The sequence below is a fragment of the Rhodococcus sp. GB-02 genome, assembly GCF_053470465.1.
Window position 1 is genome coordinate 916,554 of the sequence record NZ_JBPUKE010000001.1, and the last position, 24,017, is coordinate 940,570.

Genomic DNA, 24,017 nt, shown 5'->3' on the forward strand with positions numbered 1-24,017 from the left:
CACCCGCACCTGCAGCCAGGCCGGCGACGACATCGACAAGAAGAACGCCGACGCCTATGCCCAGGACGGCAGCAGCGGCGACGGCAAGGGCGACGTCAGCACGAGGAGCGGCGATCGCGGCATCCTTTCCCCGAGTATCGAACGAGCACCCATTTCAACGGAGCATTTCACGAAACTGTCGTCTGCAGGTGTATCAACCGCAAAATGTGTGAAACGCGTCGGCCCCGGCGGAGTTCAACTCCGCCGGGGCCGACAATGCGTCTTGCACGCTGGCTCAGTGCGTCGGGACGGGATCCTTCGACGCGGTCGGGGACGTGTCGGTGTGTTCGCTTCCAATCTCCTTGCGGGAGTTGGAGCTGTTGAACCGAGGGAGGAAACCGGCCAGGACGAGTGCGATGACGGCGGATCCGGCAGCGAGGGCCATGACGACGCGGAAAGCGTTCTCCGACGGCAGCGTTGCCCCACCGATGGACATGGTCATCTGGGCGATGACGACTCCCGCGATGGCGCTGGCGAATGATGTACCGAGGGAGCGCATCAGGGTGTTGAAGCTGTTGGCTGCACCGGTCTCGGACGGAGGAACAGCCCCCATGATGAGAGCGGGCATCGCGCCGTAAGCCATACCGGTACCGGCGCCGATGATCACTGCGATCACGATCAGTTCCCAAATCGAGTGCATGGCGAAAATGCCGATGCCGTAGCCGATTGCGACCACAACGGCGCCGAGCATGAGCGTCACCTTGGGGCCGTGTGAATTGGTGATGCGTGAGGACAGCGGAGAGATGAGCATCATGATGATGCCGGAGGGAGCCATGACCAGACCTGCGGTGAGCATCGAACCGCCTAGGCCGTAACCAGTGACTTCAGGCAACTGGACTACCTGGGGAAAGACCATGCTGGCGGCGAACATCGCGAATCCGAACACGATGGATGCGAGGTTGGTGAAGAGCACCTGGCGGCGGATGGATACGCGTAGATCCACCAGCGGCTTGGGGGTGCGTAGTTCCCACCAAGCCCAGAATCCGAACATCAGGATCGCGGCGCCGAACAGGGAAAGCGTGAGCGTGCTTGTCCAACCCCAGTCGCCACCCTTGGAAATGGCCAGTAGTAGAGCGATGAGGGAGGCTGAGAGCGAGATTGCCCCGCCGAAGTCGAACGTGCCACCTGTGCGAACCGTCGATTCGGGGACCAGGACGACAACAAGAACGGCCGCAAGAGCGCCGAGCACGGCTGACGCCCAGAACAGGACGTGCCAGTCGGCGTACTCGGCGATCAAAGCCGCGATCGGAAGCCCCAGAGCGCCACCGACTCCCAGCGAAGCACTCATCATCGCAACAGCGCCGGCGAGCTTCTTGGGCGGAAGCACGTCGCGCATCACGCTGATGCCCAGTGGAATGACGCCGGCCGCAAGGCCCTGCAGGATTCGGCCGGCAACGAGGGGGGTAACGCTCGAACTGAGGGCTCCGACCACCGAACCGGTTACCAACAGCGCCATGCTGATCAGAAGAAGACGCCGTTTGCCGAACATGTCGCCCAAGCGGCCCATGGTTGGGACGGCGACGGCAGCTGCGAGCAGGGTGGCGGTTACCGCCCACGCGGTATCGGACGCGGGAGCGTTCAAGTACTCCGGGAGGTGCGGGATGATCGGGATGACCAGCGTCTGCATGAGCGAGACGACGATGCCGGAGAATGCCAGAACCGCCACCACTGCGGTGGTGGCTGGTGACTTCGAGGTTTGTGGCGGCGTTGTCGGTGGTGGAGAAGTGTTTGACGACATTGCGGTAACTCCATCGGAGGAAGAAAGAAAAGTGATTTAAGTCAGTTGCTTGAACTAAAGTTAAATCAAGTGACTGACTGAACGGAAGGGTGTGCCTTCGATCGTGACGAACATCTCCGGTGCCGAGCAGCTTCGGATGGTCGAGGATGATGGTGTTCATGACTACGAGGACTGAGGATGCGTCGGCCGACGTCGGCGGCGCCGCAAATTCCGCGCGCTCTGCTGCAACCCGAGACCGCATTCTCTCCGTCGCCGAGCAGCTGTTCGCCGAACATGGAGTCTTCGCGGTTTCGAATCGTCAGGTGAGCGAGGCGGCAGGTCAGGGCAACAATGCCGCCGTCGGATATCACTTCGGGACCAAGACCGACCTGGTCCGGGCGATCGTGAACAAGCATTCCCAGCAGGTCGAGAAGAAGCGTGGCGAACTGCTGCGTGAGATCGAAGGGTCCACAAACGTTCGTGACTGGATTTCGTGTCTGGTTCGGGCGTCGACCGATCACTACGCCGAAATGGGTGGCCCGACCTGGTACGCGCGGTTCAGCGCGCAGATTCTCGCCGATCCAGTCCTGCGGAAAATCGTCTACGACGAAGTACTGGCCTCGCCCACCCTGCAGGAGACGCTTCGCGGACTTTCAGCCTGTCTCACTGACATGCCGATGAGTGTTCGACGCGCCCGCGCGGACATCGGACGCAATGCGATCGTGCACATGTTCGCCGAACGTGAGCGCACGCTTGCCGAAGAGGGGCCGGACGCGGTCACGTCATGGGAGGACTTCACGACCGACCTCGTCGACGCGCTGGTCGGACTCTGGACGGCTCCGATCAGCCGCTGACCGGCCGTTTGTCCGCGCTAGCCGCCCGGCCCGGGGCAACCCTGCGCAATGGATCTCGCGTCGGCGGAAGATCCAGGAGCAAGCCGACTCCGGCAAGAATGATGACAAGACCGCCAACGAGCGCGAAGGTAACAGGCTCGTTCAACCACAGCACTCCGATGGCTGATGCCGAAATCGGAACGAGAAGAGTGACGGCCGATGCCGCGACTGGACCCGCCTGACGAATTATCCAGAAGTAGACCAGGTAGCCACCGGCGGTAGCCCCCAGCCCCAGGGCTGCCACGGCGATGAGTGGACCGACGGTTATGGGCCCCGGTGGGGGAGCGACGGCGGACACGGGAACCAATAGGGCAACCGCGGCAAGTTGTTGTCCGAGGGCCAGTGTCATAGGTGGAGTGTCCTGGAACGACTTTCGTGCGTAAACACCTCCGACTGCGTACAGCAGCGCCGCGGTCAAAGATGCGCCAATGGCCAGCATTGCGCGACTGTCGATCGCTGACGGAATTCCACCGACGAGCACCGATACGCCGACGATGCCGATCGCGACCCCCGAGAGTTTTCGCCAGGTGATCTTTTGTCGAAGCCAGAAAGCGGCGACGAATACGGTGAACATCGGCGTCGTGGCATTCAGGATCGACGCCGTCGACGAGTTGAGGCCGACGATCGCAGTTGCGACAAGCGTCAGGGGCCCGGCGACGTTGAGGGCTGCCAGCAGTAGGAATGCAGGAAATCGGTGACCGACCGCGCGCCAAGTCGATCTGCTGGAAGCCGTTATCAGCGCGAGAACCAACGCTGCAACAATGAAGCGGCCGTGCGTCGTGCCGACGGCGCCGAGGGTTGGTGCCGCCGCAGCAACCAGGGGAAACGAGCTTCCCCAGAGCACGCCAACCAACAGCAAAGCTCCAACCACGGCGAATCGGCTGCTACCGATTGCTGTCCAGTTCTTCATTGAGCCTCTTCGTCGAAGACCTCGTGGGTATGGTCTGTGTACTGACCTAACTTATACCCCCTATGGGTATCAATGTCGCATCGTTGTGGCGTCGGAGGCGAGTGAGGGCTGGGTGATCGATTCTTTGCTCTCCTGCAGTGGCTTGCATGATCGAGAGGAGTGAAATGTCGACAGGACTCTCCTATGGTTTCTGGCTCACATACCTATAGGGGGTATGCTTGGAACGTGTGAGCTCGCTTCCCGGGGCACGTCCGCAAGAGAACAGGAATCGCAATGAGTAGCTGTGGCTGTGGCAATACCCCGACGACAGACGACAACGGCGCTGTAGGCGCTGTCGGTACGGCGATGCCACCCGGTGGAGAAGACCTACTCAACTCGGGGAGCAGTGAACTCGTCGAATGTCGAGTCATGCCCGGCAGCGTGATCGAAAAGACGCGTGCCGAGGCCGAGGGCCTGTTTCGTGATTACGAAGGCAACCGGTACTGGTTCTGCTGCAAGGGTTGTGGACCACAGTTCGACGCAAATCCCAGGAAGTATGCCGACGTGAGCTGAGCGAAAAGTGGTGGTGCAGGCGATGTCTGTGCCACCACTTCTTTCGTCAAACTAGTGAATGAGAATGTCTCACCGTCGAGTTCGGTGGTGTATGCCGGCCGATTCAGGCGAGGTCGCGGGCCGGCACGCAAGTTGATATGTCGGCGTGGGGAGCGGCAATCGTGCTGGCTGCCCGGTTGGTAAGTTCAGCGGTCCACGTCGCCTCTGCTATTCCGGTCCTGCGGAAAGTTGTCTACGACGAGGTCCTGGCCTCGCCCCGCGGAAGATTCTTCGCGGGCTTTCAGCCTGTATGACGATATGCCGACGAGTGTTCGCAGAACGCAAACGTGAACGCAAGTGCGTGTTTGCCGAAAAGGGCCGGACGAGGTCACGTCGTGGGAGAGGTGCGCTCGCCGGAAGGGCGGTGGAGGTAGCCTAGTCATCGGCTCGCCATCGCACGCACTTGCAATTGGTCCGCCTGATCACCGCGCCTGTGTATTTCATTGCAAGGCGTGAAATATCAAACAGGCGAGCAACTTTCACTCCGCTCGGTGCCGCCCAAACTGATGTGAGCGGTCGGAATCGAAGCCCCTCGACTGCTCGGGTGGATCATCGGTCAGGCTGCCGACCGACCAGTTCGCATTTGCATCAACACTTTCAGTCCTGGTGCACAGTGGCTTTCGATCATCGAAGCGGAATCGGCGCAGGATTTGACGAGCTCTGCAACCCTCAGTTCTGGATCTACCCCCCGAACACGGCTGGGCACTCGCTGAATTGGGCAATGTCCTTCGAAGTGGCAAGCAGTATGACGCGACGTCGTGGTAGAGCGATCACACGGATCATCCGCGCACTCTGTAGTGATGTGTTGGTTCGATGGTGGGCCCGGACCTGCGGACAGTAAACGGATGTGTCAAATTCTGTTCATCCTGGCGACTGTGTCAGTTCCTTACGGTTCCGGTACCCCTGCCGGCGAACCGACGCGCAATCCGTGAACGGCAAGCACTGCCGGTTTAAGGCGTCTGGAAAGGCCCAAATAGCTCGATCAAAACATCTCAAGTGTCTTGTTAGCGAATATCGGCGACATTGAGCTATTTGGGTGATAGATTCGCCACATGCCTATCAAGACTGGACGGGAGGGGCACCGCAGTCCCCGTGTCCTCGTTACCCTGGCGCTCGCTAAGCGGACAGTGGCGCTCTTCACTCTTCTATTGGCCATGTCATTCGGAGTTTTCGCTCTCCAGTTCGTGGCACCCGGTGGCGTTGTCGGAGCACTGACAGGCGGACGCCCCGTGAGTCAAGCCGTCCTGGATGACTTGCGCCGGCAGCATCACCTCGACGATCCGATCCTCGTCCAGTACTGGGCTTGGCTGCGGCGTGCACTAGGTGGCGACTTCGGCACCTCCTACGTACAGAATGTTCAAGTCGACCAATTGGTCGTTGATCAGGGCCTGTTATCGCTGCAACTGGCGATCTTTGCCTTTGTGATCGCCATGATCGTGGCGATCCCCCTGGCGACAGTCGCTGCGATCCATAAGGGGCGCATCGTGGACCGTCTTGCGTCCAGTACTGCGATCTTGGCGATTTCGGTGCCGTCGTTTGCCGTGGCGCTGTTGCTTTTGTACCTTTTCGGGCTGAAGTGGGACATTCTCCCCGTATTCGGGCCTGGGGCAGGATTTTTCGGAAGACTTCACCATCTTCTGTTGCCGGCGATAGCGCTGGCGCTTGGACAGATCGGTCTGGTCGTCAAAGTCACGAGGTCCGCGCTCAGTAGTGCGCTTTCGCAGGACTATGTGACGTTCGCTCGATCTAGGGGAGTGAGCGGGGGGCGCGTTCTGCTGAGTTACGGGTTCCGCAACAGCATGACGTCGATAACAACGGCGGCCGGGTTGACACTGACCACGCTCATCGTTGGCACGGTCCTCGTGGAGAAGATCTTCGCTCTTCCCGGAGCGGGCAGTTTGCTGATTGCGTCCGTTTCGGCTGGAGATCTACCGGTGGTCCAGGCACTGACCATTGTGTTGGCTGCCTTCATTCTAGTGCTCAATCTCCTCGTCGATGTTGCAAGTACCGCGTTCGATCCGCGAGTCGATCTGAGTGAGGCGGTTTAGATATGACTACGATTCCGAGGACGGCTCGTCGACGACGTCGGCACCGTTCGAGCAAGACAATCTATTTTCTATCGTGCCTGGTCGCAATAGTGTTGCTACTCGCGCTGATTGGCCCTTGGCTCATGCTGCGTCAGGCTGAAGTCCAAGACCTGCTGATCGGAGTTCAGGGCCCAACGCGAGAACATCCCCTTGGCACTGACGATCTGGGACGAGATGTCCTCGCCCAGCTCGTCGCTGGCGGACGCGCGCCGGTAATCGGTGCGTTCCTCATTGCTGCAGGTGCCTTGGTGATCGGAAGTTCGGTCGGGCTGATGTCCGCCCTTGCCGGCGGCTGGGTGGGCGCGGGATTGATGCGATTCGTCGATGCTATCTATGCGCTCCCCGCGCTGTTGGTGGCGCTCGTGCTCGCGGGGATAAGCGGTGGTGGGTACTTTATGGCCGTCGGCCTGATGATGGTGTTGTTCTCGCCATACGACGCTCGACTCGTCCGCAACGCGGCTCTCGTAGAACTCGAGCAGCCCTATATGGATGCGGCCAGATTGATGGGAACGCCGCGATGGCGAATTTTGGTTCTTGAGCTGTGGCCGAACATCAGATCGGTCGAACTCGCTAATGCATGTGTGAATTTTGCTTACGCATTGGTGACATTGTCTGCGCTTACCTTCTTGGGAATCGGGGTTCCCGCCAACTCAATTGACTGGGGTCTGATGCTCGCGAACTCAATCGACTACCTCGGCGCGAATCCTTGGATTGCGCTAGCTCCCGGACTGGCCATCGTCGTTGTTGCTACGTCAGTGGCCCTGCTATCCGACGCAGTTCAGGATTACCGACACGAAAAGGGCAGGACTGCGTAATGACTCGAGACTGGGCCTTGGATGTGAAGCACCTGACTATCGAGACTGACGCAGGCGCGGTGATCGTCGACGACGTCGGACTGCGCGCCCGCGCCGGCGAGACCATCGCAATCGTCGGCGAGTCGGGCAGCGGGAAATCTGTGACAGCCCGCGCAATCACCGGTTTGCTTCCAGCAGGACTGTCCACCAGGGGGCATATTCAAATCGATGGAAGGTCGTTCGAGAACGCTGACGAGAAGACCTGGCGTTCCGCACGAGGATCGGCCATAACCTGGCTGCCTCAAGATCCGTTCACCATGCTCAGCCCATTGCGAAACGTCAAAAGTGCTATCTCTGACGGAACCGGCACCCGTGTACCCCGTCATGAGCTTGTCAAGCGGCTGAACGAAGTAGGAATCAACGACGAGTCCGTAGCACGCAAGTATCCGTTCCAGCTTTCAGGCGGTATTCGGCAGCGAGTTGGAATAGCGTGTGCGCTGTCGTCGGATCCTCGAATTCTTGTCGCCGACGAACCGACGACAGCCCTTGACGTCACATCGCAGCGCAAGGTGCTTAGCCTGATACGTGAAGTTCAGCGCGCGCGGGGACTCGCACTCGTCCTGATCACACATGATTTGCCGGTGGCATTATCCGTCGCTGACCGCATCTATGTGATGTATGCCGGAACCGTAGTTGAGGAATTCGCGCCAGGTGAACTCGCGAACCGGCCCCTGCATCCTTACACACAATCACTCTTGATGGCCGATCCACCCGTCGACAGAAAGGTTGCGCGCCTCGCGTCAGTCGCGGGCGGTGTTCCGACCCCCGGGGATCGACGGCCAGAATGCGTTTTCAAACCGCGATGTGACTACGCAATCGAAGACTGCGCAAATGGGCGACCCCTGTTGGTCGAGGTCGGCAACCGCCGAACGGCGTGTGTCCGCAGCCTTGATCTCACCCTCCCCACTCACAGAGCCTCGGAGTGCGCACGAGATAGAAATAGTGGACCAAATGTGTTATCCGCGTCGCGCATCAAAAAGCGATTCGGAGAGCACGAAGCGCTACGTGGCGTCTCTATTGAAGCCCGACGAGGGCAGATCGTCGGAATCGTTGGAGGATCGGGTAGCGGCAAAACCACGCTCGCGAGAATTATCGCAGGCTTGGAGGTCGCGGACGAAGGTGTCGTCGAGACACCGATGGAGATGAAGGAACGCTGTCGAGCGAAGCCTGTCCAAATGGTTTTCCAGGACCCGTCCGGAACCCTGAATCCCTCCCAGACTGTCGGAAAGATCCTGCGGAACGCTCTTGCTGCGGGAAGTCTGGATTCCAGGCCCAGCGACGCCGTCGCGCTACTAAGCCTTGTTGGTTTGCCGGCATCCTTTGCGGATCGAAAAGCATCGAGTCTGTCGGGTGGACAGAGACAGCGAGTTGCGATCGCCAGAGCATTGGGACCTAAGTCGCAAGTGCTGCTATGTGACGAGCCTACATCCGCCCTTGACGTAATGGTCCAAGCGCAAGTCCTGAACCTACTTCGAGATCTTCGTGACGAGCTTGACGTCGCGATGGTGTTCGTTACCCACGACTTGGGTGTTGCTCGTCAAATGACGGACTACCTTTATGTGCTCAAACATGGCCACTGCGTCGAGCACGGTCCAACCGAGCGGGTATTCGACGACCCTCAGGACGAGTACACGAGAGAACTCCTTCGAGGAGGTCCGACGTATGTCGACGGCCCCATGGCCGGAGTGGCAGCGATGAACCACTAACTGTTGCAAAGAGTTGCAATCATCTCAGTGACGGAACCCGAAGGAGAAATTGTGCAAACAGCACTGCAGTACCAAATCAATCGGCGCACACTCTTGAAGAAGTTGGGCCAGGCGAGCCTGCTAGCGGCAGGGGGGTCGATCTTGGCAGGGTGTGGAGAAGAGTCGACCAGTGCCGGGATGATCAGCGAAAACCTGAGTGGACCTGTGACTTCCACGTCGATCCCTAGCCTCAACTGGTCGATTACCAAAAGTGCGGACAGTCTGGATATCGCTCAGAGTTTTACTTCGCAAACTGGCGTGCTGAGTTCGTTGGGCTACGACACGCTGGTGATTCTCGATCACGAGTTGCAGATCGCGCCCTGGATAGCCACCATGGTCGAGACTTCTCTCGTTGAGTACCGTTTCGACTTGCGTGAGGACGTGAAATTCTGGGATGGGACGCGACTCACTGCTGAAGACGTCGTATGGTCCTACACGCGCCACCTCGATCCTGAATTGTCCTCTGCCGTAATATCATTGCTGGCAAATGTTGAGTCTGTAGAGGCTGTGAGTGACAGCCAAGTCATGATCACCCTGTCGTCGCCGGATCCCACATTCAAGTACGCGGCGTCAATTATTCAGATCTTTGGAAAGGCGCAGGGTATCGAAGCGGGGTCTGCATTTGGATCGCCAACTGCCATCCCTATCGGCACCGGTCAGTACCGGCTCGCGGAGTACACAACCGGTGGCGGTATTACCGGCGAGTTGAACCCGTACTACTGGGGTGTGCCTCCAAGTATTCAGAAGATTTCTGTGAAGGTGGTTGAGAACCCGGAAACGATTCGAGTGGCTACCCAGCAAGGAGCCAACGATGGCATGTTCGACGTACCAGGCGCGCAACTGTCACAATGGAACAAGACCCCCGACGTGCGCGTCGGAACCGCAACAGGCCTGAGCCCACTTTTGCTGCGTTTCCCCATGACCGTGAAGCCCTTTGACGATCTCAAGGTCCGGCAGGCGATTGCTCACTGTATTGATCGGGAAGGCATCGTTAAGTCAGTGCTGGCCGGGGCAGGAGAGCCCGCAGTCGGGCTACCCACTAGAGGACACTGGCAGGGAGTCCTCTCGAATGGCGAGATTGACCTCTTCCTGAATTCATTGCCGGCGTTCAGTTTTGACCTCGATCAGGCCAGGAGTGCGCTCGCAGCCTCATCGGTATCCGGTGGATTCAGCGCCGATATCTATGTCTCGACTGATGCAGACATATCGATAAAGTCGGCCTCATCATTGGCAGCAAATGCTTCCATGATCGGAATCAAACTCGACCTCAAGGTAATCTCGCTGAACGAACTCCAACAGGATTACCTCATCGCGCCGGGCAAGAAACAAGGCCTTGTGCTGAGTTCCACGGCACCGACCTATCCTGATCCTACCGATATGCTCAGTCCGTTCTTCAGTTCTGATCCTGATGTTGGCTATCTCAACGCCTCTGGATTCGCAGATCCGACGGTTCAGTTGCTTCTGCAGCAACAACGTGGTGTAAGAGGCCCGGAACGCGTCGACCTTTTGCAGCAGATTACGAGGATCGGCCAAGAGCAACTGCCAGTCGCGCCAATCGCGTGGATCAATGCGACAGCCGGCATCCGAGGTAACTACAACCTGAACGACTTCGATGCGTTCACCTACTACCGCCCATGGGCGCAGACCATCGGAGTGGCCAACAGCTGATCGCGAAGTCGATCCGCCCGGTTCCACGCGCGCTCGGTGATTCCGCTGGTGGCGCTCAAGAGCTTCGTGACAAGAAGCCGTATTGACTACCACTATGTCCATCAAACCTTGAGAGGTGAACAGAACTTGCGAACGCAGACCGTCGTAGACGCCATCGCGGACGACTATTTTGACCGATACTTGCTCCTGAATCCACTTGCTGCGACGTATCTTGGCGTCGAAGGTACCTACAACAGTTTTCCCGATCTCTCGCCGGATGGGCTTGCAGAGATGTCAGCGTTGCGCCGGCGAACTCTTGCTTCTCTCGAATGGGCGGAAGGTGCCGATAGTGTGGATCGAGTCACGATCGCTGCTCTCAGGGAATCACTTTCTGTCGCAGAGGAGTTGCGCTCCGCGGGCCGCGAGGATTCATTGCTTCGCAACATCGCGTCGCCCGTACAAGAGGTGCGCGAAATCTTCGACCTCATGCCCAAGCAGTCCGCCGATGACTGGTCGGCCATCGCAACACGAATGTCCCGAGTGCCGGAAGTCCTTCATGGCTACGCCAGGTCCCTCCATGAAGCTTCCGATCGCGGCGATATCAGTCCGCGGAGGCAAATAATTGCAGTAGTGAAACAGCTTTCACGCAATGGCGGACAGGGTGGAGTCTTTGCCACCCTTGTCGAATCTGCCCCGCAATCCCTCGCACAATCGTTGCGCACCGACCTTTTGAAAGCTGCTGCGTCCGCGCGTGAGGCGTGCTATGACCTAGCTGAATTTCTGTCGGACAATTTGCTCCCAACTGCGTCTGATCGCGACGCTGTCGGGATTGACGTATACAAGTTGCATTCGCGTGCCTCTCTGGGGACGGTTATTGACCTTGCAGAGACTTACGAATGGGGGCAGGCCGAACTCGCCCGAATCACGGCAGAGATGATTCAACTTGGCGACAAAATCTTGCCGGGGGCCTCACTACGAGAAGTGCACAGCTTCCTCGATGCCGACGAGACCAGACTGATCCGGGGGAGAGGCGCCCTGGTCGAATGGATGCAGTCGAAGACGGACATTGCCGTCGAAGCGTGTGCAGGAACGCACTTCGATATTCCGCATGCGCTTCGTGTCATTGAATGTGGAATAAGTCCCGGAGGTACTGGCGCTATCACGTACACCCCGCCGACTGAGGATTTCGAGCGGCCCGGACGAATGTGGTGGGACTTGCCAGACGGGGTGGATGAATTCTCCACCTGGCGGCAGTTGACCACTGTCTATCATGAAGGTGTCCCAGGTCACCATTTGCAGGCCGCTCACGCCTTGTCGCGGGTTGACGAACTTAACCGTTGGCGCAGAATTGGATCGTGGGTCAGCGGGCATGGGGAAGGCTGGGCGCTCTACGGTGAACAGCTCATGGCTGAGATCGGATTTCTGGGGGATCCAGCCGAAAAGCTAGGAATGCTCGACGGACAGTCCATGCGGGCAGCGCGGGTCGTTCTCGATATCGGAATCCACTGCAACTTTGAAGCACCGGCCGAAATAGGCGGTGGCAGTTGGACCTACGCAAAGGCACACCGATTCCTAGCTGCGCACTGTGCACGGGACTCGAAGACGCTTCAGTTCGAGATCGAGCGATATTTGGGTTGGCCAGGACAGGCTCCCGCCTATTACGTGGGGAAACGCTTGTGGTTGGAGCTGCGCAAAGAATCTGCATTGATGCAGGGATCGAAATTTGAACTCCGAAAGTTCCACAAGACTGCGCTCGATGTCGGGTCGGTTGGCCTGGATGTAATGCGCCAGGCTGTGCTGGAGACGCTCTAAAGACGAAAGTGCGAAATAATATGAGTATCTCAATTCGACCGCTGTCAATCTCTGACGCCGAGGAGTGGCGCGGCTTGTGCCGAGAGGCCTTTGGTAGTTCTACGCTCCAAGGCGACATCGAGGCATCATTTGGTCGACCTGGACAAACAGTGTGGGGCGTCTTCAATCGGTCGGGAATGATAGCAACGGCCTCGGAGCTTGATTTCCAATCTTGGTTCGGCGGATCGGCGCTGGCAACTTCTGGCATCGCAGCCGTGACTGTCCGTGCTGAGCACAGAGGTCAGGGATTACTCCGTCAACTGATGCGCGAGATTTCCGAAGTCGCGCGCATACGTGGCGCGCTCCTCACGAGTCTCTTCCCTACCTCGACGACTGTTTACCGGAGATATGGATACGAGGTGATTGCCGAGCTGCTGACGGTTCGATTTCCGACTCACGAGTTGGCAAGCGCGGGTACCTATTCAAGTGCGCGACGTGCACACCACAGCGATGCAGCCCAAATCTCTGCCGTCTACGATCGCTGGGCGCGGCAGCAGAACGGCCCGCTGACGCGGGTGGGCGCGGCATTCCCAACTGGCTCAAATCCACTCAATCGTCCAGGTTTTCAAGTTACGGTAGTTGATCGCGACGACGGTTCGATCGGCGGCTATGCGATCTGGCGTTGCCCGAGCAATTTTGGCGTAGACAGTGTGCTCGAAATAGATGAATTCGTCGCCGATGATCGCGAGTCCGTCCTCGCGCTAGCCGCGGCACTAGGCTCATTCAGCGCGGTCGCACCGATCGCTCAACTGCGAACGTCGGGTATGGACGTTGTGCGCCTTATTCTGCAGTCATCGCAGTGGGAGGTATTACAATCCGCGCCCTACATGCTTGCGGTTCTCGACCCGCAAGTTTTGGGGCACCTGACATTTCCTTCAGGTATGTCTCTGGCACTGAACTATTCGGTCGCAGGAGTGCAGAACCGCCTGGAGGTCAACAGCGGGGCCGGAGTTTGCACGCAAGCGGAGACCTCCAGTGGCCGTGTTCTCGCACTCGGTGGTCTAGCTCTTACATTGGCTGGTGCGCAATCCAGTGCCAACTTGCGAAGTTTGGATTTCCTGAGCGGTGGAGACGTGAGTTCCGACTTGCAGTGGGACGCGCTGTTCTGTCGTAGGCAGGTCCATATTCGTGATCACTTCTGACCGTGTGAGGACACCAGGTGGGCGGGTGCGTAGATCCTCGACACTTATTGCCCCAGTAGTATTGAAACAGAATCGATTTGGTAAGTAGAGTCAACTAGCGGGCCACTTCCCGCCGTTGTCTAGAGGAACAGGCATGCCGAGATGCAGTGGATGAGGTAGACAGCAGCACAGGCGATTCCGGAATCAATCGGCATCGCTGCGCACCCCACGGGATCCATCCGGGTTCACTGTCGGCGTAGCGATCGTGCGCTGTCAAGTTTCTTGGAGTGCAGCTGTTTTCGACTTTGGTGGGGCGGTGATCGGGAGATGCTCGGGCTGCCGCGGAGACTCGATCTCGCGGGACGATAGGACGAACCGGTGGTACAGCCATGCGCAATTGGGGATGATCTCTTGCGAAAACCGGTAGCCCTTGTACGTCGACGACACCTGCATGTCATCTCAGATCAGGTGGTCTCGTCAACTCGGCAATGCCCTACCGAAGCCTGCGGTCTACATCAATATGGAATGTCCGATATCTGGTAGTCGGGACCCGATCTGCCGTCCTTGACTGTTCCCCGGAGACAGTTCGACAGTTGGGTTCACCATTTGCGCCGATGAGCACGTGTGCTCGAGAGGTAGAGGAGGCAGGGGGGGGCTGAGTGCGATGTTAGGTGACCTGCCATATGCGAGAACTTTTCTGGTGGTTGCTATTTGACGAATCTCGAACGAAGAATTGAACGGGATCGTTCGGTTGGTCAGGCCAGGGTACCGAAAGCGTCCAGAAATTCCAGGGTGTCGTGGTAACCGGCGTGCGTCGTGGGGGAACTCGAGGCCGCCGAGCGCCCGACCGACCTTGTCGATCGGGCGCTCGGTGCATGGTGTGGGAAGAACGTCGACACATTGATCGGACGCCCCTAGCGCCGCATCCACAACGAGATCAGCGCCACGGACTGTGCAAAACTCACGCACCGACGAGTTCAATCCTCGACGCCATTCGGTTATTGCCAGTCGATGGAAACGGACGAAACCGCAACCTTTCAGACGTGGGGCGGTGGTGCCAGGACTGCGGTTGGTGGGGGAGGTAATGCTGCCCGCGCATGTCTGCTTTACGCCTCGTGTGGGAGTTTGAATGGCGCGGTCAGCCCACCGTCGACAGGCAGGACAACTCCGGTTACGTAGCGGGCTTCGTTGGAGGCGAGCCACAGCACAGCGTTGCTGATGTCTTCGGGCTCGACCCACGGGATCGGCATCGCATGCATCGATTTCATCGCCACACTTGCCTGCTCCGCAGTTGCTCCCGGGATTCCGCCGGTGAACAGCTCGTATACTGCAGGATTCTGAATCATCGGGGTGTTCACGTGACTTGGACAGACAACGTTTACGCGGATCTTTTTCGGAGCCAACTCCACCGCGAGGACCTTCATCAGACCGATAAGTCCATGCTTGGCCGCCGTGTAATGTGCCAGGTTCGGGAAGGCGATCATTCCGGCGGCAGAGCTGGTCAAGATGATTGATCCGCCCAGTCCGGCTTCGATCATGGATGGTGCAACAGCCCGCACTGTCTTCCATGCGCCGGTGAGGTTGACGTCGATCATCTCTTGCCAGTCGGTCTCGGATAGCTCGATTGCCGGCCCGTAGCCCGCGATGCCTGCGTTGACGGCAAGGATGTCAATGCCACCGAAGGCTTCGATGCCTCTATCGACGGCCTTCTCGATTTCCGGACTTTGTCGGACATCAGCCACTTCAGCGATGATCCGTCCGCCCGCTGCCTCGACGAGTTTGACGGTATGGTCGAGCTCATCGGTAGTCGATCCGGCATAGGAGACAGTATCGAGATCGCGGCAGATATCGAGCGCGATGATGTTGGCCCCCTCTTCGGCAAGTCGGACGGCATGCGCCCTGCCCTGCCCTCGAGCGGCTCCGGTGATGAATGCGGTCTTTCCCGCCAGTCGTGTCATGGGCTCGGCCCCCTTTGTCAGCGGCCGGTGCGGGCCGGTAGGTGAGCAATAGCGCCGTTGGCCTCGGCGAGATCCCACAGCAAGTCTGCGGTAATGATGCCGGCGACGTTGCCGTCGTCGTCGTACCCGACGATCGGCCCGTGGAAGATCCCCAACATCAACGATTCGGATTCCTGTTTCGGCAGGTGCACGATCCCGGCGGGTTCGTATACGTAACAGTTCGGTCCGATTGGGTCGGCCTCTCCTTCGTATGCCCATGTGCCGAAGATGTTGTAGGCCTCCGCGCCGCCGAGGTGGCGGTGCAACGGCGCCTCAGCCCCTTCGGAGACGTACAGCAAAATGGTGGTGGCGCCAGTCGTCTCATTGATGTTGAGAAGCTTGAACGAGGTTCCAGGCATCGGAAACGGGGTCCACGAAATGTTGTCGCAGTTTGTGACCCGCGAAGCCAGACTGTTGGTAGGTTCGGTCACGGGCCCAACTGCGCGACTGAAGATTTCGGCAACTGGTGGATTCTGTGCCGGGTCGATGTCGGAACCCTCGTTGGGAACCGCCGGTTGGGCCGGGCTGGGGTCCTGATGGGTTCGGGCCTCTGTGCTCAGTGTCATGATTAGTCTCTCTGTGGGGGGTGTCACATTCCACTGACAAACTTGCCTCGGCGCACAGGAGACGTCCATGACCAGAGTTCACAGGGTCGTTAGGTTTCGACTAACGTGCCACTTCAACCGCAGTAGGGGACGATAGCGTGCAATCCATCCCTGACCTCAATACTCGGGTGCTGCGCTACTTCGTTGCTCTCGCCCAGGCCGGCACCTACACACGGGCCGCGGAAATTCTGCGCGTCGCGACGCCGTCACTGTCCCAGCAGATCAGCAAACTAGAGCATGAGATCGGTGTACGACTGTTCGAGCGGGATCATCGCGGTGCGCGGCTTACCGATGCGGGCTCAGAGTTTCTTCCCATGGCCATCAATTTGCTGTCCGTGCATGACCAAGCAATCGGTGTCGTTCGCCGGCATCGCCGCGCTGCACAACAACAGATTCGGATCGGATTCTTTGCCACAGTCGCAGGCTCTCGCACTCGCGAGATTTTGGACAAACTGCGAAATGCTGTGCCCGGTATCAAAATTGAACTCGTCCAAGTGGGTTGGGGTGAACAAGTCCTCGCCATCCTCGACGGCCGCGTCGATGTCGTGTTTGCACGCCCACCATTGGATACGACACACATCCGCGCATTTCCCGTCCTCACCGAACAGCGAGTCCTGGCCATGTCGGCCAATCATCGCCTCGCAGTGAAAAGTGAACTGAAAGCGTCCGATCTGGCCGAGGTTGTTCAGGTTGATACCGATAATGTCCCGGAGGGTTGGCGGCGATGGTGGTCAGTCGATCCACGCCCGGATGGAAGCCCTGTTACCTACGGTCCGCTAGTGCACGGAGTCGAGGAGATGCTCGAAGTCGTCGCGACCAGCGACGTAGTCGCCGTCACCGCCGAAAGCCTCGTCGCCGCATTTTCTCGACAGGACATCGTGTATCGCCCGATCTCCGATATTGACCCGACGCAGATAGTTCTCATCACACCCTTGGAGGAACGGGTAACGATCAACGCACTAGTTCACGCTGTGAGATGATCCGAGCCTCCGGAGAGGGAACGTCGGATGACCACATGACAGATTCGATCGTCGAGCGCAGCACGGACGATGTCGCCCCTATTGGGTCCTAACGCCCTCACCCCGTAGGCACTTGTCCGTACCCGACTGTTCGGCGAAGAGCATGGACCCGATTCTTACAGTTCGGGACGTCGACCATGTCGACCACGAAGCGCGTATGTCTGGACGGATAAGCCCGCGGGAATCTAATGATTCGTTTGCCGGTGAGGGTTAGTCCGTTTATCTTTGTGGCGTGCATTTGTACTTTCTCTGAGACGGCTGAGTAAGGCCTTCCGCGCTCGTCGAGTCATCCGAGCTTGCGGCGGCCGCTCGTTATCGACCCCTGCGTGGGGTCGCCGTCTCGGCGTACCTATTTGCCTTTGGCAGCCGGTGTGCCTTCTCGAAGGATCCGAATGCTCACTTCTACGAACCCTCAATCCGCGCGCCAACGCGCCCAGCTGATCGCCTCTGACGTGTCCGTGACGCGCGGTACGAACCCGGTCCTGAACCACGTCGACCTCAATGTCACTCCCGCATCGCGTATCGCCATCGTGGGAGAGAACGGGCGAGGTAAATCCACCCTCCTGCATGTGCTCGACGGAACCCTCACTCCTGACTCCGGCACGGTGCAGCGCATCGGCACACTAGGCGTCGCAGAGCAGGAGATGCCGGCACACGATGATCGAACTGTCGGTCAAGCCGTCGCGGAGGCGATCGCCGAACCACTCAAGGCGTTGGTGGCACTCGATGCGGCGATGCTTGCTTTGTCCGACGGGACCTTTGACGGTGCTCAGCGATACGCAGCCGCGTTGGAATCCGCTGAAGCGTTGGATGCGTGGGATGCCGAGCGGCGGGTGCAGATCGCCCTGGCAGCGCTCGATGCGGAAACCGACTCTGACCGGTTGCTTGACACTCTCTCCGTGGGGCAGCGGTACCGCGTACGCCTGGCCTGCCTTCTCGGTGCAGATGACGATTTCCTGTTACTCGACGAGCCGACAAACCATCTTGATCGAAGCGGTCTCGAATTCCTGACTGCGCAGCTCCGGGAGCGCCAAGGAGGCGTCGTTGTCGTCACCCACGATCGCGCACTGCTCTCCGATATTGCGGAGACCATCGTGGACGTCGACCCCTCACCCGATGGCCGGATTCGCCTGTACGGCAAAGGTTATACCGGATATCGCGAGGGTCGCCTCGCCGCACGCGCACTCTGGGAGCAGGAGTACAACCAGCAACAGGCCGAGCATGCCCGACTGAAAGACAGTCTCAGCGCGGCCCAGAATCGCCTGCAGTCCGGGTGGCGACCGGAGAAGGGTACGAACAAGCACGGACGCGCGACCCGTGCAGGCGGACTCGTACAGAGCGTTCATCGCCGCCAGGAGCAGCTCGAAGCGCATGCGGTGACGGTGCCGGAACCGCCGCTACATTTCAGATTTCCTGAACTCCTGCCGAATGCCGGTTCCGTGTTGTTGAGCGCAGATCAGATTACCGTTAAGGAACGCGTGACGTGTGAGGTGTCGTTTGCCCTCTCTCGCGGCGACCGGCTCGTGGTGACCGGCCCCAACGGGGCGGGGAAATCGACGCTACTGAGCGTGCTCGCCAGCGAGCTGCAACCGAGTACGGGCTTCGTTCGGAGGCCGCCGGGCGTCCGTCTCGGATTTTTGCGCCAGGAGACCGATCTTCCTTTGGATCGGCGGGCTGGTGAGGCTTTTTCCGCGCACTTCGATGCGCTTGTCACGGCGGGTCTTCTCGATTCGTCGGACGCAATCGGGCTTTCGCACCTCGGTCTTCTTCGTGCGCGTGAATCGAGCAAGCGGATCGGTGAACTGTCGATGGGGCAGCAACGTCGTCTCGACCTCGCGATGATACTGGCGTCCAAGCCGCATGTGCTCCTTCTTGACGAGCCGACCAACCACCTCTCAGTTGCCCTCGTCGACGAACTCACCGAGGCACTGGCCGCAACCAACGCCGCGGTCGTTCTCTCCACGCACGACCGTCAGCTTCTTCGCGACGTCGACGACTGGCCCCCAATGCAATTGATCGAAACAGCCACGAGCGGAGCATCGGAATGAGCAGTAGTCTCGATGCGCTGCGACCTCTGGTACGAGCAATGCATGCAGTCGCTCAATGTGAGTCTTCAATCGACGGGTTTCACCGTCGACTCTTCCGTGGTTTGCTCATGAGATTGACTGTAAAGAAACATTTTTCGGCGGATTGCGGCGCTGGCCTGCAAAGAGTTTGAATCGGCCGTCGCGAATGGCTTCTATCACCTGTCGGATACTCTGTTCTTCCGCTTCGCCAGATGTGTCCAGTACATGAGCGTCGAGCGTGCCGAGGTTGGAGAACTGATCCCGCATCGAGAGAATTGGTCCCTCATCGATCAAGGCGTTTGGCACGGTTTGGGCCTGGGCTCGCTTCAGCGTGATGTCGCGCCGTGGTCTGAGCACGACGTAGTGGACCGTTAGGTCCGGGTGCTGCGTCGAGTGGGTTTCGAAGTGATCGAGCATCCACGGCCCGATGATTCCGTCGATCACCGTGGTGAAGTCGCCGAGCGCGTAGGTATAGGCGGCGCAGGCGATAACATCCATCACAGTCTGGTTCTGTGCATCGGATGCGGGATCGTACGGAGGGATCACACCCGAAACGATGCAGTGCCAGAAGTCATCCGTGTGCAGATGAACGCTTTGTCATAACTGCGGGCAAGTTTCGCAGCAAGGGTCGACTTCCCGGCCCCTGGTGGGCCGCTGAGAATGATCACTTATGCGTTCACACACCACAATCTATCCGCATCTTCGCAACTGAAGCACCTGATTTTCTCCGGCTTGGGTTGAATGCCTCGAAGGCGAGTCTTGTGCGGTCGAACTGGTTGAGAGTGATCAAACGGGTCGTCGGGTCTTGCGGTTATCCACTGATTCGATCTCAGGGTAGCCGGCAGGTGCGTGCAGGAATCGCAACCAGCACGTCGCTGTCGAAACCCATTTTTCGCATAGGTGAGGCGATGCCCGAGTTCGTAGATCGCGTTGACATCGTTTTCGAGCTCTATTGCACGCCCGCAGCATTCTTCCGTTCCAGGTCCTGCTCGAACCTGGTCCCGTCAGCGTCGTTGAGTCTGGACATGCTCGCGATGAATTGCGCTGTCCTCGCGGCAATCATCGGAGCGGTGGGCGGGGAAACAGGCCGCGCACCCCTTCCATCATTTCGACTTTGCGATGATGCGAAATCCAAGACTGTTGTGACTTCTCGAAGAGATACATGGAGAAGTGGGGAGCGGACTTTCGGGGATCATTGGTACCCGACTACTGCCGTGTGGCAACCATCACTGTCAGGAGTTGCCGACAATGACCGCCACATCGAGTGCTGGACAGTCGAATTTCTCTTCAGCAGAATAGTTTTCGATTTCCAGACTCGGCGATGGCGGCCATCGTGCGGTTCGCAGCGCCTCAGCCGCATTTCCTCGTATCGATTGTGGGGCTACCAACCGCGCTCTGCGAGGCGGTGTCCAACCGGCAGGTCGTCGACGTTGATGCCGACCATTGCCTCGCCGAGTCCGCGCGAGACCTTGGCGAGCACGTCCGGGTCGTCGTAGAACGTGGTGGCCTTGACGATGGCCTCGGCGCGCTGCTTCGGGTTGCCGGACTTGAAGATGCCCGATCCGACGAACACGCCTTCGGCGCCGAGCTGCATCATCATCGCAGCGTCTGCCGGGGTGGCGATGCCGCCGGCGGTGAACATGGTGACCGGCAGCTTGCCGGCCTTGGCGACCTCGACGACCAGCTCGTACGGTGCCTGCAGTTCCTTGGCAGCGACGTACAGTTCGTCTTCGCTCAGCGAGGTCAACCGGCGGATCTCGCCGCGGATGGTGCGCATGTGAGTGGTGGCGTTGGAGACGTCTCCGGTACCGGCTTCACCCTTCGAGCGGATCATGGCCGCACCTTCGTTGATGCGACGCAGCGCTTCACCGAGGTTGGTGGCGCCACAGACGAAGGGAGCGGTGAACTTCCACTTGTCGATGTGGTTGGCGTAGTCGGCCGGGGTCAGGACCTCGGACTCGTCGATGTAGTCCACGCCGAGGCTCTGCAGGATCTGCGCTTCGACGAAGTGACCGATGCGTGCCTTTGCCATGACGGGAATGCTGACGGTGGAGATGATGCTGTCGATCATGTCCGGGTCGCTCATGCGCGAGACGCCGCCCTGTGCGCGAATGTCCGCGGGGACCCGCTCGAGTGCCATGACGGCGACGGCGCCTGCGTCTTCGGCGATCTTGGCCTGCTCAGCGGTGACAACGTCCATGATCACACCGCCCTTGAGCATTTCAGCCATGCCGCTCTTGACGCGGGCGGTCCCGAGTGCAGCTGAGGTGGACGGGATATCTGCCAATGAATGCGTCATGTGTTCCCTTTCCTTACATTCCCGTGTAGTGGTGATCGGTCGCTTTGTGCCTATCAACAGGAGTCGCGGCGCAAAGTCGTTCGATCACGTTCAGTGTTATGCGCTCGATCAGTGGGTCGTGGCCGCGAAGGCCGAATGCCCAGTCCGTACATCCGGTGGTGAACACGACGCCGCCCTTGGTGTACATCCCGAGCACTGCGTTTCCGTGGCCCAACCGACGCGCTGCCGACGAGTCGGTGCTCCCGAACAGTCGGTCGGCAAAAAACTCGAGATCGCCTGGTTCGTCCTTCGCCAGGGCTGCGTTGGCAGGAAAATCAGTGAATGATGGTGTGTTAGACCATTGTCGGGCAGGTGAAGTTGCAAGAATCGTGAACGTTTCCGGTGTTCCGTCCTTCGACGTCGGTCTAGGTAACCCATCCTCTCCGAGAACGAACTCGCAGCCGTCTGCCTCGTATCCGACTACGACGTTCTCAGAGCCGACGAGATCACCGTAGCGAAGTCCCGTACCCTCGAAGACCCAGTGATCAGGTCGCCAGACAGAGTAGCCCCCGGTTCCACGCGGAGCTCCGTAGCCGACACGTGCGTACCCCCCACGAGTAAAGCTCACTCCGGTCAGTAGATTCTCCGGACGTCCGATGACAGGGTCAGACCAGCAGCCGGTTAGGAATCTGCGGTTGTCGGTATCTCTCACAGGGTCCTTCGTCAGAGCGTCATACTTATAGGACGTCATGGTGCGGCCATCGTCATCCAGGCGCACCTGCCAGCCCACGCTGTTGCCTGAGAAGAACGCAACATTGCCGCCTTCGGCAATAAATTGTTCGAGCGTGTCACGCATTCCCCACGACCAGTACTCGTCGTGCCCGACGCTCAGGACCAAGTTCTTGCCGTCAAGGACTTCCGGGTGTAACTCCAGGTCGGAACTCACTGCATAGTCGAGTTCGATCGCGTTTTCCTCTGCCCACACGACGAACGGCTCTTCCCAGTTGAACCAGCCTGCGGCGGCGCTCCACCCTGAAACTCGGTGTCGATCAATGTAATCGCGCTGTCGAGCTAACTCGGGATCATAGATTCCATGCGGTGTGGCGGCTCGTAACAGCTCGCCAGGGGGACGGCGAAGCAGTCCAGGCGCGATGGGACGCTCAAATGACACTTGGACTCCACCTGTATACAGGTTGTTCCCACCCCAGTCGTTGTAAGCGCAGTAGGTATTGGTTGTTAGAACAAGGAGAATCTTCGGACTCGTGACGGATTGGGCCGAGCGAAGTACGAAGAATGCAGGTGTCTCGAGGACCTCGTCTCCGTTGGCGCGAAAGAGCACCTCGTAGTATCCCGGTGCCCATTCAGCGGGCAGCGTGAACGAGAGCGTCGCCGACCAATCGCACCCGCGGGCGTAGGCATCTTCTGGAGTCGACTGGTGGATGACTGTCACTTCGTTCTGTGACCAGACCACCTCACGGTTTCGCCCGATGCGGGCGATCTCGACGGTGCAGACGTCAGTTTCGCTTCGAGAACTGAGGTGGAGAGTGAGTTCTTCGCCCGGTTCGTAGCTCAGCTTTCCCGCGTAGCCCTCGATCCGGCCTTGGATCATGTTCGGAGGTGACTGCATTTCACGACACCTCCGGGGCGAGACGACGCGAATCGGCACGTCCGAAAACGGGCGCGATTTCTCCATTGACGAGAGCGTCGTATGTGTAGGGCTTTCGATACGCGTCGCCCCACACTTCACTGGCCCTGAACTTCCTCAGAGCGTTCAGGTCGATATCGGCGTAATAAATACCGGGGCTATCCTCGGCGAGTTGGAGAGTCGGGTCGAGAGGAGTTCGGTCCGGTTCGAAGCAAACTCCGCTGTACACCACCGAGCGCCCGTTAAGGTTCAGCGGATACTCGCGAAGGGCGGCCTCGGGTGTACTGGTGTAATTCGCCATCGCCACCGACATCATGTTCTCGAAAGCGCGGGTTCGGAACTGAGCGATCCGATCGTCCGTGAGGTGACAAGCATTCGGCACCAAGACTAGTTCTGCGCCCTTTGTCATGAGTATCCGCGCAGTCTCGGGGAACTCACGATCGAAGCAAATCATCATCCCGACGGCGACGGGGCCGGCGGCTGTATCCAATTGAACCACCGGCAAATCTTGGCCGGGTGTGAGGGCAGCCTCCATCCAGTAATCGCAGGTGTGAATCTTGGCGTAGGTCGTGAGGATCTGGCCATGACGGTCGATGAGTGTGGCAGCGTTGCGGGGGAGTGGATCCCACTTCTGTAGGTAGGTTGCCACGATAGCGACACCTAGTTCGCGGGCCAAGGTTGCGAAGTGCTGGACGAATTCACCCTGGTCATCGGTCGCCATGGAAATCCATTCCTGGCGTCCGGCATCGTCATCCGGGCAGGCGGTGTATCCGATCTGCCACATTTCTGGGAAGAGGACGATGTCTGCTGCCGCGGCGGCAGCTTGACGGACAGCGATCTCTCCCTCTTGGAGAGCGCGTTTCGGGTCCTGTCCTGGTGTGGGCTGTTGAACCAAGGCAATTTTCAGGTGTCGGGAAGCCACAGGTATTGGTGTAGCGGACGTCATCATGTA

19 protein-coding genes and 1 pseudogene are annotated in these 24,017 nt (G+C 59.0%); 11 read left to right on the plus strand and 9 right to left on the minus strand.

Annotated elements, in window-relative coordinates; all coding sequences use genetic code 11:
• Positions 1-274 precede the first annotated feature (274 nt).
• Positions 275-1,777 (minus strand): MFS transporter, encoded by a 1,503-nt coding sequence (locus ACSW29_RS04405; RefSeq protein ID WP_448276599.1) that lies wholly within the window; start codon positions 1,775-1,777, stop codon positions 275-277.
• Positions 1,778-1,935: 158 nt separating this feature from the next.
• Between ACSW29_RS04405 and ACSW29_RS04410 the strand changes: the two genes are divergently transcribed.
• Positions 1,936-2,610 carry a TetR/AcrR family transcriptional regulator gene (locus tag ACSW29_RS04410; protein WP_317827658.1) on the plus strand — a complete coding sequence of 225 codons (675 nt, stop codon included), beginning with the start codon at positions 1,936-1,938 and terminating at the stop codon, positions 2,608-2,610.
• On the opposite strand, the gene ACSW29_RS04415 is transcribed toward ACSW29_RS04410, so the two are convergent.
• On the minus strand, positions 2,600-3,559 hold the full coding sequence (locus ACSW29_RS04415) for a DMT family transporter (RefSeq protein ID WP_448276601.1): 960 nt from the start codon (positions 3,557-3,559) through the stop codon (positions 2,600-2,602). The two genes, ACSW29_RS04410 and ACSW29_RS04415, sit on opposite strands and share 11 nt — an antisense overlap.
• A gap of 273 nt (positions 3,560-3,832) precedes the next feature.
• On the opposite strand from ACSW29_RS04415, the gene ACSW29_RS04420 reads away from it, so the two are divergent.
• From ACSW29_RS04420 to ACSW29_RS04455, 8 genes and pseudogenes are all read left to right on the plus strand, one after another.
• A complete protein-coding gene (locus tag ACSW29_RS04420) occupies positions 3,833-4,111 on the plus strand; it encodes a YHS domain-containing protein (protein WP_448276602.1) in 279 nt (92 codons plus the stop codon).
• A gap of 1,091 nt (positions 4,112-5,202) precedes the next feature.
• Entirely contained in the window at positions 5,203-6,198 is a 996-nt protein-coding gene (locus tag ACSW29_RS04425) for an ABC transporter permease (protein ID WP_448276604.1), read from the plus strand.
• Between the two features lie 122 nt (positions 6,199-6,320).
• On the plus strand, positions 6,321-7,052 hold the full coding sequence (locus ACSW29_RS04430) for an ABC transporter permease (protein WP_448276606.1): 732 nt from the start codon (positions 6,321-6,323) through the stop codon (positions 7,050-7,052).
• A complete protein-coding gene (locus ACSW29_RS04435) occupies positions 7,052-8,797 on the plus strand; it encodes a dipeptide ABC transporter ATP-binding protein (protein ID WP_448276608.1) in 1,746 nt (581 codons plus the stop codon). The genes ACSW29_RS04430 and ACSW29_RS04435 overlap by 1 nt, the downstream gene beginning before the upstream one ends.
• 27 nt (positions 8,798-8,824) lie before the next feature.
• On the plus strand, positions 8,825-10,504 hold the full coding sequence (locus ACSW29_RS04440) for an ABC transporter substrate-binding protein (RefSeq protein ID WP_448276609.1): 1,680 nt from the start codon (positions 8,825-8,827) through the stop codon (positions 10,502-10,504).
• Positions 10,505-10,540: 36 nt separating this feature from the next.
• Positions 10,541-12,295, plus strand: a complete 1,755-nt coding sequence (locus tag ACSW29_RS04445; protein WP_448276611.1) for a DUF885 domain-containing protein — start codon at positions 10,541-10,543, stop codon at positions 12,293-12,295.
• Between the two features lie 20 nt (positions 12,296-12,315).
• Positions 12,316-12,684: pseudogene (locus tag ACSW29_RS04450) on the plus strand (GNAT family N-acetyltransferase); the annotation flags it as partial.
• 9 nt (positions 12,685-12,693) lie between these two features.
• Positions 12,694-13,476 (plus strand): hypothetical protein, encoded by a 783-nt coding sequence (locus ACSW29_RS04455; RefSeq protein ID WP_448277442.1) that lies wholly within the window; start codon positions 12,694-12,696, stop codon positions 13,474-13,476.
• Between the two features lie 1,085 nt (positions 13,477-14,561).
• On the opposite strand, the gene ACSW29_RS04460 is transcribed toward ACSW29_RS04455, so the two are convergent.
• Complete coding sequence (locus ACSW29_RS04460) at positions 14,562-15,413, minus strand: mycofactocin-coupled SDR family oxidoreductase (protein ID WP_448276613.1); 852 nt, start codon at positions 15,411-15,413, stop codon at positions 14,562-14,564.
• Positions 15,414-15,430: 17 nt separating this feature from the next.
• The gene (locus ACSW29_RS04465; RefSeq protein WP_448276615.1) at positions 15,431-16,018 is read right to left on the minus strand and encodes a 2,4'-dihydroxyacetophenone dioxygenase family protein; all 588 of its coding nucleotides are present in this window, start codon (positions 16,016-16,018) and stop codon (positions 15,431-15,433) included.
• A 137-nt stretch (positions 16,019-16,155) separates the two neighbouring features.
• Here ACSW29_RS04465 and ACSW29_RS04470 point away from each other — a divergent pair, with 137 nt between their 5' ends.
• Positions 16,156-17,037 carry a LysR family transcriptional regulator gene (locus tag ACSW29_RS04470; RefSeq protein ID WP_448276617.1) on the plus strand — a complete coding sequence of 294 codons (882 nt, stop codon included), beginning with the start codon at positions 16,156-16,158 and terminating at the stop codon, positions 17,035-17,037.
• A 431-nt stretch (positions 17,038-17,468) separates the two neighbouring features.
• Entirely contained in the window at positions 17,469-19,124 is a 1,656-nt protein-coding gene (locus ACSW29_RS04475; protein ID WP_448276618.1) for an ABC-F family ATP-binding cassette domain-containing protein, read from the plus strand.
• 105 nt (positions 19,125-19,229) lie between these two features.
• Here ACSW29_RS04475 and ACSW29_RS04480 read toward each other — a convergent pair whose 3' ends face one another.
• The 5 genes from ACSW29_RS04480 to ACSW29_RS04500 all read right to left on the minus strand — a co-directional run bounded on the left by ACSW29_RS04480 (position 19,230) and on the right by ACSW29_RS04500 (position 23,987).
• A complete protein-coding gene (locus ACSW29_RS04480; protein ID WP_448276619.1) occupies positions 19,230-19,688 on the minus strand; it encodes an ATP-binding protein in 459 nt (152 codons plus the stop codon).
• Complete coding sequence (locus tag ACSW29_RS04485) at positions 19,685-19,810, minus strand: AAA family ATPase (protein WP_448276621.1); 126 nt, start codon at positions 19,808-19,810, stop codon at positions 19,685-19,687. Before ACSW29_RS04485 ends, ACSW29_RS04480 begins: the two co-directional genes overlap by 4 nt.
• 713 nt (positions 19,811-20,523) lie before the next feature.
• Positions 20,524-21,441: a pyridoxal 5'-phosphate synthase lyase subunit PdxS gene (gene pdxS / locus ACSW29_RS04490; RefSeq protein ID WP_448276622.1), complete on the minus strand. Its 918-nt coding sequence runs from the start codon at positions 21,439-21,441 to the stop codon at positions 20,524-20,526.
• 13 nt (positions 21,442-21,454) lie between these two features.
• Positions 21,455-23,047 carry a N,N-dimethylformamidase beta subunit family domain-containing protein gene (locus ACSW29_RS04495; RefSeq protein ID WP_448276624.1) on the minus strand — a complete coding sequence of 531 codons (1,593 nt, stop codon included), beginning with the start codon at positions 23,045-23,047 and terminating at the stop codon, positions 21,455-21,457.
• Position 23,048: 1 nt separating this feature from the next.
• Positions 23,049-23,987: a carbon-nitrogen hydrolase family protein gene (locus tag ACSW29_RS04500; protein WP_448276625.1), complete on the minus strand. Its 939-nt coding sequence runs from the start codon at positions 23,985-23,987 to the stop codon at positions 23,049-23,051.
• Positions 23,988-24,017: the final 30 nt, after the last annotated feature.